The 14,117-nt window shown below is 68.6% G+C and carries 7 protein-coding genes; 6 read left to right on the forward strand and 1 reads right to left on the reverse strand.

The genetic code is table 11. From position 1 onward, the window contains the following. Nucleotides 1–141: 141 nt before the first annotated feature. The 3 genes from HED23_RS08575 to HED23_RS08585 all read left to right on the forward strand — a co-directional run bounded on the left by HED23_RS08575 (nt 142) and on the right by HED23_RS08585 (nt 1,671). The gene (locus tag HED23_RS08575) at nt 142–855 is read left to right on the forward strand and encodes an SMI1/KNR4 family protein (protein ID WP_238441876.1); all 714 of its coding nucleotides are present in this window, start codon (nt 142–144) and stop codon (nt 853–855) included. Nucleotides 856–994: 139 nt separating this feature from the next. Further along, nucleotides 995–1,288 carry an ArsR/SmtB family transcription factor gene (locus tag HED23_RS08580; protein WP_203182806.1) on the forward strand — a complete coding sequence of 98 codons (294 nt, stop codon included), beginning with the start codon at nt 995–997 and terminating at the stop codon, nt 1,286–1,288. Then, on the forward strand, nt 1,285–1,671 hold the full coding sequence (locus HED23_RS08585; RefSeq protein ID WP_203182807.1) for a VOC family protein: 387 nt from the start codon (nt 1,285–1,287) through the stop codon (nt 1,669–1,671). The genes HED23_RS08580 and HED23_RS08585 overlap by 4 nt, the downstream gene beginning before the upstream one ends. Before the next feature lie 137 nt (nt 1,672–1,808). Here HED23_RS08585 and HED23_RS08590 read toward each other — a convergent pair whose 3' ends face one another. After that, nucleotides 1,809–4,424: a SpoIIE family protein phosphatase gene (locus tag HED23_RS08590; protein WP_203182808.1), complete on the reverse strand. Its 2,616-nt coding sequence runs from the start codon at nt 4,422–4,424 to the stop codon at nt 1,809–1,811. 414 nt (nt 4,425–4,838) lie between these two features. Here HED23_RS08590 and HED23_RS08595 point away from each other — a divergent pair, with 414 nt between their 5' ends. The 3 genes from HED23_RS08595 to HED23_RS08605 all read left to right on the forward strand — a co-directional run bounded on the left by HED23_RS08595 (nt 4,839) and on the right by HED23_RS08605 (nt 14,087). Continuing rightward, nucleotides 4,839–10,271, forward strand: a complete 5,433-nt coding sequence (locus HED23_RS08595) for a HAMP domain-containing protein (RefSeq protein ID WP_203182809.1) — start codon at nt 4,839–4,841, stop codon at nt 10,269–10,271. A gap of 244 nt (nt 10,272–10,515) precedes the next feature. Continuing rightward, nucleotides 10,516–11,196 (forward strand): response regulator, encoded by a 681-nt coding sequence (locus HED23_RS08600; protein WP_203182810.1) that lies wholly within the window; start codon nt 10,516–10,518, stop codon nt 11,194–11,196. A gap of 110 nt (nt 11,197–11,306) precedes the next feature. After that, on the forward strand, nt 11,307–14,087 hold the full coding sequence (locus tag HED23_RS08605) for a DNA translocase FtsK (RefSeq protein WP_203182811.1): 2,781 nt from the start codon (nt 11,307–11,309) through the stop codon (nt 14,085–14,087). Nucleotides 14,088–14,117 lie beyond the last annotated feature (30 nt).

Raw genomic sequence — 14,117 nt, forward strand, 5'->3', positions numbered from 1 at the left:
GGTGCAGAGGCCCGTTGTCCGTGCGGTGCGCTTCACTGTCCGCCATGGAGATCACGCAATCGGCACTCAGCGACCTAATGGCCCGGCTGGTCGCCACGGGCGAGCCTCTGTACCTGTCCCTGGACGTCGACCCGCACCGGCTTGTGGAGTCGCTGGCGGCTCGCCACGGAGCTCCCGCGCACCCTTGTCCTGGACGGCTTCAGGGACCCGACCGTTGACGAATCCAGCGGTGCGGCTCTCCTCGGCCTCCTCGGCCGCCGGAGCGTGACGATACGGGCGTGGGCCTACGGGGATCAGTGGATCGGTGCCGGGACCGCCAAGGACGCGGAAGACGTCGTCCGGCCGGTTCTGGTGAACGCACCCCGGCTGACACACGCGCCCCAGGCCGTAGAGCCCGTGGAGGCACCGGGCCGGGCCGAGGACTGGGTCGAGCGGCTCATCGGCATCACCGGTTGGACCATGCCCCCGCAGCGGCCGGACATCGCGTGGGCGCAAATCGAAGCGCGTCTGGGTACGCGCCTTCCCGGCGACTACAAACGCATGGTGGAGACGTTCGGTGAGGGCGCCTTCGACGCGTACCTCGCCCTGAACCAGGAGCCCTGGAGCGACTTCAGGGACGACGGCCTGCTCATCTGGGCTGGCACCGAGCACGAAGACCTGTACTGCTGGCGTACCGATGGCATCAACCCCGACCGGTGGCCTGTCACGGTTCGTACCTTCGACGGCCAGGTCGTGCCCTTCGACTGCTCGGCCGCGGAGTTCGTCTGCCGCATCCTCGTCGACCGGCACCACCCGTTCACGATGGCCCGCTACTTCGACACGCACTGGTTCATGAACTACCAGGAGAGCGAGTGACCGCGGATGGCCACGACAGGGGCAAACAGGCCGGAGCCGGCGGGTGACCGGACAAGCCGTTGCGGCCTCCGGTGCTGTGGCGCTGCCCCGGTGGACATCCACTTGGTAGGCAAGTCGATGCTTGCCTATGGTGTCGTTCATGGCGGAGGATGTCTTCAAGGCCCTGGCAGACCCCACCCGTCGGCGCATTCTCGACGAGCTGGTCGACCGGGACGGCCAGACGCTTTTCGAGATCTGCGCGCGGCTGGTGACGAAGCACGGTCTGGGGCTGTCCCGGCAGGCGATCAGCCAGCACCTGGCCGTCCTGGAGTCGGCAGATCTGATCCGATCGAGGCGTCAGGGCCGCTACAAGTTCCACGACCTGAACACCGAACCGCTCGAGCACATCGTCACCCGATGGCTCAGGCCTGATGGACCGGAGAGCAGCGCATGAGGATCCACCTTTCCAGTGTCTTCGTCGACGACCAGGAGAAGGCTCTCCGGTTCTACACGGACGTACTGGGTTTCGCGAAGAAGAACGAGGTCCCATTGGGGAAGGACCGGTGGCTGACCGTGGTCTCACCCGATGACCCCGACGGAACCGAACTGCTGCTGGAGCCCGACGGCCATCCCGCGGTGAAGCCGTACAAGGCGGCGCTGGTCGAGGACGGAATCCCTGCGGCGTCCTTCGCGGTGGACGACGTACCCGCGGAGTTCGACCGGCTGCGGGGGCTCGGCGTTCGGTTCACCCAGGAGCCCCTGGAGATGGGGCCGGTCACCACCGCGGTTCTGGACGACACCTGCGGCAACCTGATCCAGATCGTGCACAGCAGGTAGGGACCCGGCACACGAGACGTGCCCATCCCCGCCGGCCCGGCACCCGTTGCGCGCGCCGGTCGGCAGGCCGCACCGCAGCTTGCAGCCGGTGCCGGGCGCGGTCGGAACAACGCGTCGTCCGACCGAGGTGACACGCCTCAGAGGCTCTGCGGCTCCGGGACGCGCATGGCGAGGATCGCCATGTCGTCGGACGCAGGCTCCGCGGCGAAGCGTTCCACCGCCCGCAGGATGCGCCCCGCGACCGCGCCGGCCGTCAGACCCGTGCACATGGCGAGGACGTCGGCCAGCCCGTCGTCGCCCAGCATGCGCGCCCCCTCGCGGCGTTCGGTGACCCCGTCCGTCACGCACAGGAGCACGTCACCGGGCTCCAGAGTGACCTCCTGCTCGTACAGCTCGAGGTCCTCGATGACTCCCAGGAGCGGCTGGGGCTCGGCGGCTGCCTCCACGGATCCGTCCTGGCGCAGACGCAGCGGGAGCGGGTGACCAGCGCAGACCACCTTCAGGAGGGCGCTCCCGTCCTCCTGGGGCCACAACTCCCCGTAGAGCAGCGTGAGGAAGCGGCTGCGTGCACCCTCGTCCAGGATGGCGGCGTTGAGCCGCTCCAGAACCGCCGGCCCGCCGAATCCTTCGCGGGCCAGCAGGCGCAGGGCGTGCCGGGCGAGGCCGGTGACGGCTGCCGCCTCGGGCCCCGTACCGCAGACGTCACCGATGGCGAAGCCGTAGGCACCGTCGCGGATGGGGAAGACGTCGTAGAAGTCGCCGCCGACCTCGTTGCCCTCGCCCGCCGCGCGGTAGATGACCTCGATCTCGACGTTGGGCACATCGGGCAGACCGGGCGGCAGCAGGCTGCGCTGGAGTGACTGGCTGATGGCCATGCGCTCCGAGTACAGGCGGGCGTTGTCGAGGGCCAGAGCGGCCCGCCGGGACAGGTCCTCGGCCAGCTCCAGGATCTCCTGGCGGAAGTGCTCGTCGGACGGCTTGCCGAGGGTGAGCATGCCGATCACACGGTTCCTGGCAACCAGCGGCAGGACCACGGTCTCGCCTCCCACGGCGGCCGCCGTGGCCAGAGTGGTGCGGGCGGCCGCCCCCATGCTGAGGGGAGCGTCCCGGCCCAGGGTGCGCTTGGACGTGCGCAGGGCGGCCTGGTGTCCGGCTTCCGTCGGCGCAGGCCACAGGCGTGCGCCAGGGGCCGGGACGGGGTCCGGCGGGTCGATGGAGGAGAGCAGGGCCTTGAGGCCGTCGATGCGCTCCTCGTCCTCGTGGAGGACGTAGGAGAGATACGGCTCCGAGGACTGGTCCGCGATCGTGTAGACGGCGCACCAGGTGGCCAGCGTAGGCACGGTCATCTGTGCCATGAGCGCCAGTGTCTGGTCCCTGTCGAGTGTTCCGGCCAGCAGGTCCGACGCCTCGACGAGGAAGGAGAGCGAGCCGCGGCGCAGGCGTTCCAGCTCGCCCAGCCTGGCCGACTCGACAGCCAGCGCGATGCGGTCCGCGGCGAACTGAAGGCGCAGGGCCTCCTCGTTGGAGTACCGGCCGGCCGCTTCGGCCGCGACCCCGAGCGAGCCCGTGAGGCGGCCCTCGACCTTGAGCGGGACCGTCACGACCGAGCGCATCCCGGTGTCACCGAGCAGCGGTACGGCGCCCGGTACGACGGTGAGGTCCTCATGGACGGCGGGCATGCGCGCGGAGCCGTAGCGGCCCGTGCCGGCCTCCACAGGGACCCGTGCGAAGCGCTGCCGGGCCGAGGGAAGCCCGGTGGTCGCGCGGACCTCCAGCTCGGTCTCGTCATCGGTGGCCAGCAGCAGGAACGCGGCGTCGGCGTCCAGCATGTCGCGTGCCCGCTCGACCGTTCGCTGCAGCAGCCCGTCGAGGTCGTCGGGGGCCGGGGAGCCGATGAAGATCTCGAACGGGTCCGTGCTGCGGTTCTCGGCCGAGGTGTCCGATACGGGCGCGCGGACCGGCGTCTGGAGCACGGCTCGTTCGTGGTCGCGCACGAGGAGGCAGACCGTGGAGGGCTCTCCGTCGGCATCGCGGACCCTGAGGTGCGAGGCGTACACGGGGATGACGCGGCCGTCGGCGCAGCGGATGCCGTAGCTGCCCTCCCACCGGGACAGCTGCAGCGCCTGGGCGATACCGGTGTTGGTGCCCGGGGTGTGCGGCCATGCCACGAAGTCGGTGAACTGCTTGCCGTCGATCTTCTCCGACGCGTACCCGAAGAGGAAGGACGCGTCGTCGTTCCACGAGGCGATGGACCCGGAGCCGTCGATCTGCACGACGGCCACCCGTACCCGCTGTTCCGCCACGGGCAGGAGAGCGGTGGGCAGGACCGGGCTCGCCGAGCGGACACCGACGGGACGTTCGGGGAGATCGAGCTGGAACCAGACGTGCTTGTGCGTCGGTGAGTACTCGACGCCCCAGCGGGTGGCGAGAGCCGCACAGAGCAGCAGGCCGCGGCCGCCCTCCCGGTCCGGGCTGCCGAAGTCGAGGCCGGAGCTCTGGAGCGGGACCTCCCGCTCCGGGTAGTGGTCGGAGACCTCGACGCGGACGCCGTCCTCGGTCCGCAGACAGAGCACGTCGGCGGCCGTGCCCGCGTGCACGACCGCATTGGTCACGAGTTCACTGGTAAGAACGACGGCGTCGTCGACGACGTCGGTGTAGCCCCACCCCTGAAGGGTGTCGCGGACGAACGCGCGGGCGGTCGCGACCGAGCGTCCGACCGGATCGAAGGTGGCAGCCGCGCGCGCGGTGATCACAGCACTCCCCATATGGTGTCTCGTCGCTTCCCCGAGTCCTGTGCCCGTATTTCGCCGCTTCGATTCGCCTGCCAGGCTAGACGCTCCCCAGGTGTCGCGGGTACACGAGGGCGGACTTGGGTGCGCGGGTGACCCGGCGGTTGTGCGCCGGGCGCACGATTCTGGGTCCCCGGGTGAGAGAAATGGGATGACCATGAGACTTTCCCCGCCCTCCCGTTCCGGCCTGGTACGTTTCAACGATTTGACGACCGCATAGTCACCCGTTGACGGTGTGCTGTGGCGGTGAGCCAAAGTGGAAGTGGGCAAGCTTCCGACAACGGCCCGAGCGATACGGTCAACCCCTGCGGGAGGGACACGGTGGAGTCTGGCGTGGCGGCGCGGGGTTCAGGAACGCGCACAAAAGGCGGGCAGTCCGTGAAAAAGCAGCGCAATGGAACCGTCGATGTGGACGCGGCAGCTCTGAACAGACTGCTCGCGGCCCTCGTGGCGATGCGTGACGGCAACTTCCGCAGGCGGCTCACCGTCTCCGGCGACGGCGTACTGACTGAGATCGCCGCGGTCTTCAACGAGGTGGCCGACCGCAATCTGCACCTCACGGGCGAGCTCGCCCGTGTGCGGCGCGTGGTCGGGCGTGAGGGGAAGCTCACCGAGCGCCTGGAGACCGGCGCCTGCGAGGGCTCCTGGGCGGCCGCGATCGACGCCTCCAACGAGCTCGTCGACGACTTGGCGCGACCGGTCTCCGAAGTCGGACGCGTACTCTCCGCGGTCGCGGACGGTGATCTCGAGCAGCGGATGGAACTGCGTACCCACGCGGCGGACGAGACCGTACGCCCGCTGCGCGGGGAGTTCCTGAAGGTCGCCCGCACGGTCAACAACCTGGTCGACCAGCTGTCCGCCTTCACCGAACAGGTGACGAGGGTCGCGGTCGAGGTGGGCACGGAGGGCAAGCTGGGCGGGCAGGCCCAGGTTCGCGGCATGTCCGGGTCGTGGAAGGACCTCACGGACTCCGTGAACACCATGGCCTACCGGCTCACCGCACAGGTGCGTGACATCGCCCTGGTGACGACGGCCGTGGCCAAGGGAGACCTGTCACGGAAGGTCACCGTCCATGTGGCCGGCGAGATGCTCCAGCTGAAGAACACCGTCAACACGATGGTGGACCAGCTGTCGTCGTTCTCCTCCGAGGTGACCCGGGTCGCCCGTGAGGTGGGAACCGAGGGTGAGCTGGGCGGGCAGGCGACGGTTCCCGGAGTGGCAGGGGTCTGGAAGGACCTCACCGACTCCGTCAACACGATGGCCGGGAACCTCACGTCACAGGTACGCGGCATCGCCGAGGTGACGACGGCCGTGGCCAACGGCGACCTGTCCCAGAAGGTGACGGTGAGCGCCCGTGGTGAGGTCGCGCAGCTCGCCGAGACGATCAACCAGATGACCGAGACGCTGCGTACCTTCGCCGACGAAGTGACGCGCGTGGCGAGCGAGGTCGGCGGCGAGGGTCTGCTCGGCGGGCAGGCCCAGGTGCCTGGTGCCGCGGGCACCTGGAAGGACCTCACCGATTCGGTGAACACGGTCTTCCGCAACCTGACGACGCAGGTGCGCGACATCGCGCAGGTGACCACGGCGGTGGCCAGTGGTGACATGACGCAGAAGGTCACCGTCGATGTGGCCGGCGAGATGCTGGAGCTGAAGAACACCGTCAACACGATGGTGGACCAGCTCCAGGCCTTCGGCTCGGAAGTGACCCGCGTCGCCCGGGAGGTCGGTGTCGAAGGCCGGCTCGGCGGTCAGGCCGAGGTGCCGGGGGCGGCGGGTACGTGGAAGGACCTCACCGATTCGGTGAACACCGCGTTCCGCAACCTGACTGGCCAGGTGCGCGACATCGCACAGGTGACGACGGCCGTCGCCAACGGCGATCTGTCGCAGAAGGTCACCGTCGACGTGGCCGGCGAGATGCTGGAGCTGAAGAACACCGTCAACACGATGGTGGCGCAGCTGTCCAACTTCGCCGACCAGGTCACGAGGATGGCCAGGGACGTGGGCACGGAGGGACGTCTGGGCGGTCAGGCGCGCGTCGACGGAGTCTCCGGCACGTGGAAGGAGCTCACCGACTCCGTCAACTTCATGGCCGGGAACCTGACCTCCCAGGTGCGCCAGATCGCCCAGGTGACCACGGCGGTGGCTCGGGGTGACCTGTCGCAGAAGATCGACGTGGATGCCCGGGGCGAGATCCTGGAGCTGAAGAACACCATCAACACGATGGTCGACCAGCTCTCCGCGTTCGCCGACCAGGTGACCCGGGTGGCCCGCGAGGTGGGCACGGACGGCCGTCTCGGCGGCCAGGCGCAGGTGCCCGGTGTGGCCGGCGTGTGGCGAGACCTGACCGACTCGGTGAACGGCATGGCGGGCAACCTCACCGCCCAGGTCCGCAACATCGCCCAGGTCGCGACGGCGGTGGCCAGGGGTGACCTGTCGCAGAAGATCGACGTGGACGCCCGGGGCGAGATCCTGGAGCTGAAGAACACCCTCAACACCATGGTCGACCAGCTCTCGAACTTCGCGGAGCAGGTGACCCGGGTCGCCCGTGAGGTGGGCACGGAGGGCATTCTCGGCGGGCAGGCGGAGGTGCAGGGCGTCTCCGGTACGTGGAAGGACCTCACCCAGTCCGTCAACGGCATGGCGAACAACCTGACCCTCCAGGTGCGCAACATCGCAGAGGTGACCACAGCGGTGGCCAAGGGTGATCTCTCCAAGAAGATCACCGTCGACGCCAAGGGCGAGATCCTCGAACTGGTCACGACCGTCAACACGATGGTCGACCAGCTGATGAACTTCGGTGACGAGGTGACCAGGGTCGCCCGTGAGGTGGGCACCGAGGGCATCCTCGGCGGCCAGGCCCGGGTGCGGGGCGCCACGGGCATCTGGAAGGACCTCAGCGAGAACGTCAACCTGATGGCCAACAACCTGACCAGTCAGGTGCGCAACATCTCCAGGGTCTCCTCCGCGGTCGCCAACGGAGACCTCACGAAGAAGGTGACGGTCGAGGCGCGCGGCGAGGTCGCCGAGCTCGCCGACACCGTCAACACGATGGTGACGACACTGTCGTCGTTCGCCGACGAGGTGACCAGGGTGGCCCGTGAGGTGGGCACGGAGGGAGAACTGGGAGGCCAGGCGCGAGTACCGGGTGTCTCGGGCACCTGGAAGGACCTCACCGAGTCCGTGAACTCGATGGCGTCGAACCTGACCGGTCAGGTTCGCCAGATCGCCACGGTGACCACGGCCATCGCCAAGGGCGATCTCACCAAGAAGATCGACATCGATGCGCGCGGTGAGATCCAGGAGCTGAAGAACACCATCAACACGATGGTCGACCAGCTCTCCTCGTTCGCCGAGCAGGTGACGCGGGTGGCCCGCGAGGTGGGCACCGAGGGACAGCTGGGTGGACAGGCCCGGGTCCGGGACGTCGACGGGACCTGGCGCGACCTCACCGAGTCGGTGAACGAGATGGCCGGGAACCTGACCCGTCAGGTGCGCGCCATCGCGGCCGTCGCCACCGCTGTGACCCGCGGCGATCTCAACCTCAAGATCGACGTCGACGCGGCCGGCGAGATCCAGGTGCTCCAGGACAACATCAATACGATGATCGCCAATCTGCGCGACACCACGCTGGCCAACAAGGAGCAGGACTGGCTCAAGGGCAACCTCGCCCGGATCTCCGGTCTGATGCAGGGCCGCCGCGACCTGGATGACGTCGCTTCGCTCATCATGAGCGAGCTGACGCCGGTCGTCTCCGCCCAGCACGGCGCGTTCTTCCTCGCCATGACCACCGGCGACGGCGACGAGGTCGGGTCCGACACCGGTAAGGAGAGCTCGTACGAGCTGCGCATGCGCGGCAGTTACGGCTATTCGGCGGGCTCCATGCCGACTTCGTTCCGGCCCGGTGAGACCCTCATCGGCACGGCGGCCGAGGAGAAGCGGACGATCCAGGTGGACAACGTGCCGCCGGGTTATCTGAAGATCTCCTCCGGGCTCGGCGAGGCGCCGCCGGCGCATGTGATCGTGCTTCCGGTGCTCTTCGAGGGCCAGGTGCTCGGGGTCATCGAACTGGCGTCGTTCCAGCCGTTCACCCACATCCAGCGCGACTTCCTCAACCAGCTCGCCGAGATGATCGCCACGAGCGTCAACACCATCAGCGTCAACACCAAGACCGAGAAACTCCTCGAACAGTCCCAGGAGCTCACCGAGCAGCTGCGCGACCGTTCGCAGGAGCTCGAGAACCGGCAGAAGGCGCTGCAGGCCTCCAACGCCGAGCTGGAGGAGAAGGCCGAACTGCTCGCTCAGCAGAACCGCGACATCGAGGTGAAGAACACCGAGATCGAGGAGGCACGGCAGGTCCTGGAGGAGCGCGCCGAGCAGCTCGCCGTGTCGATGCGCTACAAGTCCGAGTTCCTGGCCAACATGTCGCACGAGCTGCGTACGCCGCTCAACTCCCTGCTCATCCTGGCCAAGCTGCTCGCGGACAACGCCGAGGGCAATCTCTCCCCGAAGCAGGTGGAGTTCGCCGAGACGATCCACGGGGCGGGTTCCGACCTGCTCCAGCTGATCAACGACATCCTCGACCTGTCCAAGGTCGAGGCGGGCAAGATGGACGTCAGCCCGACCCGGATCGCCCTGGTGCAGCTGGTCGACTACGTGGAGGCGACGTTCCGGCCGCTCACCGCGGAGAAGGGGCTCGACTTCTCCGTACGGGTGTCCCCGGAGCTGCCCGCCACACTGCACACGGACGAGCAGCGGCTGCTGCAGGTCCTGCGCAACCTTCTTTCCAACGCGGTGAAGTTCACCGACAGCGGTGCCGTGGAGCTGGTCATCCGGCCGGCCGGAGCCGACGTGCCGAACGCCATCAGGGAACACCTGCTGGAGGCCGGATCGCTGCGCGACGCCGACGGCGACCTGATCGCGTTCTCGGTGACCGACACCGGAATCGGCATCGCGTCCAGCAAGATGCTGGTGATCTTCGAGGCGTTCAAGCAGGCGGACGGTACGACCAGCCGCAAGTACGGGGGAACCGGCCTCGGTCTCTCCATCAGCCGGGAGATCGCCCGCCTGCTGGGCGGCGAGATCCACGCGGCGAGCGAACCGGGACGCGGATCGACCTTCACGCTGTATCTGCCCCTGCACCCGAGCGAGCTGCCTCCGCAGGGCTACCCGCAGATGGGGCCGGGTCCCATCGAGGTCCACGCGAGTTCTGCCGAGGGTGTCCTGCACCTGGAGGCTCCGCAGGGCGCAGGCACAGAGCAGCGCCTGGGTGATCCCGCCAACTCCGCAGGGGTGTTCAGGCGCCGGCGGAAGGCCCTGGGCGGAGCTGCGCAGCGTCCCGCCCTTGCGAACGGCCGGTCCGGCGAGGACACGGCCGCGCCCGAGGAGTGGGTGCAGAGCGCGCAGGAGGAGCCGGAGCCCCGCCGGACGTTCCGCTTCCACGGGGAGAAGGTGCTGATCGTCGACGACGACATCCGCAACGTCTTTGCCCTCACCAGCGTGCTGGAGCAGCACGGACTGTCGGTGCTGTACGCGGAGAACGGGCGCGAGGGCATCGAAGTCCTGGAGCAGCACGACGATGTGACGATCGTTCTGATGGACATCATGATGCCCGAGATGGACGGCTACGCGACGACCACGGCGATCCGCCGGATGCCGCAGTTCGCGGGGCTGCCGATCGTCGCGCTGACCGCCAAGGCCATGAAGGGCGACCGTGAGAAGGCGATCGACTGCGGAGCCTCCGACTATGTGACCAAGCCGGTCGACTCCGACCATCTGCTGTCGGTGATGGAGAACTGGATGCGCGGAGAGTGACCGGGCGGGGAAGGGCGTGCCGGAATCCGTCCGCGGACTGTGCCCGGACGGGTGTGAGTGAGCGGATTCCGGGGAACCTTCTGGTCTTCGACCGCGTTTTCGCTATGTGCACAGTGACATCGCGGTGACAGGGTGTGGTGACGGGCGGGGTGCGGCTACCATGACCGGCACAAGGACGGACGGCGTAAGGGAGTCGTCCCCTGGGGCGGCACCCGGTGCGATTCCGGGGCGAGGAGGACGGGCCATGGTGCAGAAGGCCAAGATCCTCCTGGTCGATGACCGGCCGGAGAATCTGCTGGCGCTGGAGGCCATCCTCTCTGCGCTCGATCAGACACTGGTCCGGGCATCGTCAGGGGAGGAAGCGCTCAAGGCGCTGCTCACGGACGATTTCGCGGTCATTCTGCTGGACGTACAGATGCCCGGCATGGACGGATTCGAGACGGCCGCGCACATCAAGCGGCGGGAGCGGACCCGGGACATCCCGATCATCTTCCTGACCGCGATCAACCACGGCCCGCATCACACCTTCCGGGGTTATGCGGCGGGTGCGGTGGACTACATCTCGAAGCCCTTCGACCCGTGGGTGCTGCGCGCCAAGGTCTCGGTCTTCGTCGAGCTGTACATGAAGAACTGTCAGCTGCGCGAACAGGCGGCGTTGCTGCGCCTCCAGCTCGAAGGCGGGGCCCACCAGGGCGCCGACGAGAAGGAGCCGGCCGGTCTCCTCGCCGAGCTCTCGGCACGGCTCGCCGCGGTCGAGGAGCAGGCGGAGGCCCTCTCCAAGCAGTTGGACGACGAGTCGGCGGACGCGGCAGCCGTGGCCACCGCGGCTCATCTCGAGCGCAAGCTCACCGGACTGCGCCGCGCGCTCGACGCGCTGGAGCCCGGTACGGGCGGTTCCGCGGCCACCCTGCCCACACAGAGCTGACCTGCCACGGCTGAAGGGACGTCAGTTCGGCGCCTGTGCAAGGGCGACACGGAAGGGTGAAGCCGTAGGCACACGTGTCCACCGACGTCGACACCGGTAACCTCAGTCACATGGCCTCACGTACGTCCGGCAAGGGTTCCCTGGGTACGGCGGGCACCGCGAAGGGTGCCGGCCGTACCCAGGGACCGGCGAAGAAAGCCGCGCCCGCCAAGAAGGCGGCTGCGAAGAAAGCAGCGCCCGGCAAAAAGGCACCCGCCAAGAAGGCGGCGGCGAAGAAGACGGCACCCAAACCCGCACCGTCCCCCACGGGGGGCGTGTACAGGCTCGTCCGTGCGCTCTGGCTCGGTACCGCGCACGGCGTCGGGGCCGTCTTCCGCTCCATAGGGCGCGGGGCGAAGGGACTTGACCCGGCGCACCGCAAGGACGGACTCGCCCTGCTCCTCCTCGGCCTCGCGCTGGTCGTGGCGGCGGGCACCTGGTCCCATCTGAAGGGCCCCGTCGGCGACCTGGTGAAGATGCTCGTGACGGGGGCGTTCGGCCGGCTCGACCTGCTGGTACCGATACTGCTGGGCGCCGTCGCGGTACGGCTGATCCTCTATCCGGAGAAGCCCGAGGCCAACGGCCGCATCGTCATCGGGCTGTCCGCACTCGTCATCGGCGTGCTCGGCCAGGTGCACATCGCCTGCGGCTCACCGGGCCGGGAGGACGGCACCGGGGCCATGCAGGACGCGGGAGGGCTGATCGGATGGGGGGCCTCCCAGCCCCTCGTCTTCATGATGGGTGAGGTCCTCGCGGTCCCGCTGCTCCTGCTGCTGACGGTCTTCGGACTTCTGGTCGTCACCGCGACCCCGGTCAACGCCATTCCCCGGCGGCTGCGGCAGCTCGGCGTCAGGCTCGGCATCGTCGACCCGGTGTACGCGCCGGGCGAGGGGGACGGGAGCGACGACGAGCGGTACGACGAGCAGTGGCGCGAGGGCATGGCCGACGGCTCGCGGCGTTCCTCGGCGCGACGCCCGGACCTGGAGGGCGCCCACGACCCCGATCAGGCCGAGGGGGAGGCGCCGGCCAAGCGGCGCCGGCCCCGCCGGGCATCCGCCCAGCCCGCGATGAACCGGCCCATGGACGCCGTGGACGTCGCGGCCGCCGCGGCGGCCGCGCTCGACGGGGCGGTGCTCAACGGGATGCCCCCGTCTCCGGTCGTCGCCGACCTGACCCAGGGTGTCTCCACGGACAGGGAGCGGGAGCGGACCGGCACCCCGGTCCCCGGCGCGCGGTCGGCCGAGAAGGCTCCCTCCGGCGGCGGGGGCGCCGAGAAGGGCGCCTCGGCCTCCAGGGGAGTCCCCGACCTGACGAAGCCCGCTCCGGAGCGCTCCGGAGCGTTGCCCGCCCGTGCCGAGCAGCTTCAGCTCTCCGGCGACATCACCTACTCGCTGCCTTCGCTGGACCTGCTGGAGCGCGGTGGTCCCGGCAAGACGCGCAGCGCCGCCAACGACGCGGTCGTCGCCTCCCTGACCAACGTCTTCACGGAGTTCAAGGTCGACGCGTCCGTCACCGGCTTCACCCGCGGCCCGACAGTCACCCGCTACGAGGTGGAGCTTGGCCCCGCCGTCAAGGTCGAGCGGATCACCGCCCTCACCAAGAACATCGCCTACGCCGTCGCCAGCCCGGACGTCCGGATCATCTCCCCGATTCCCGGCAAGTCGGCCGTCGGCATCGAGATCCCCAACTCCGACCGGGAGATGGTCAACCTCGGTGACGTCCTTCGCCTCGCGGACGCGGCCGAGGACGACCACCCCATGCTGGTCGCGCTCGGCAAGAACGTCGAGGGCGGCTACGAGATGGCCAACCTGGCGAACATGCCCCACGTCCTGGTCGCCGGTGCGACCGGTTCCGGTAAGTCCTCCTGCATCAACTGTCTGATCACCTCGATCATGGTGCGGGCGACACCGGAGGACGTGCGGATGGTGCTCGTCGACCCGAAGCGGGTCGAGCTCACCGCCTACGAGGGCATTCCGCACCTCATCACGCCCATCATCACCAACCCGAAGAAGGCCGCCGAGGCACTCCAATGGGTCGTGCGGGAGATGGATCTCCGCTACGACGACCTCGCCGCCTACGGATTCCGCCACATCGACGACTTCAACCACGCGGTACGCAGCGGCAAGGCCAAAGCGCCCGAAGGCAGCGAACGGGAGCTCTCGCCGTACCCCTACCTGCTGGTCATCGTCGACGAGCTGGCGGACCTCATGATGGTCGCCCCCCGTGACGTCGAGGACTCCATCGTCCGGATCACCCAGCTGGCTCGAGCCGCCGGCATTCACCTGGTGCTCGCCACCCAGCGGCCCTCGGTGGATGTCGTGACCGGTCTGATCAAGGCCAATGTGCCCTCCCGGCTCGCCTTCGCGACCTCCTCGCTCGCGGACAGCCGGGTCATTCTCGACCAGCCCGGAGCCGAGAAGCTCATCGGAAAGGGTGACGGTCTGTTCCTGCCGATGGGGGCGAACAAGCCGACCCGTATGCAAGGGGCCTTCGTCACCGAGGCCGAGGTCGCGGCCGTCGTCCAGCACTGCAAGGATCAGATGGCGCCGGTCTTCCGCGAGGACGTGGTGGTCGGCACCAAGCAGAAGAAGGAGATCGACGAGGACATCGGCGACGACCTCGATCTGCTCTGCCAGGCGGCCGAACTGGTGGTCTCCACCCAGTTCGGCTCGACATCGATGCTCCAGCGCAAGCTGCGGGTCGGCTTCGCGAAGGCCGGTCGGCTGATGGACTTGATGGAGTCGCGCAACATCGTGGGTCCCAGCGAGGGTTCCAAGGCCCGCGATGTCATGGTGAAACCGGACGAACTCGACGGCGTGTTGGCCGTCATTCGTGGGGAAACCGCTTCGTAAGAGTTTTGCGGGCAACCGTTTCGCCCGGCC

This window comes from Streptomyces pratensis (genome assembly GCF_016804005.1).
Classification (GTDB): domain Bacteria; phylum Actinomycetota; class Actinomycetes; order Streptomycetales; family Streptomycetaceae; genus Streptomyces; species Streptomyces pratensis_A.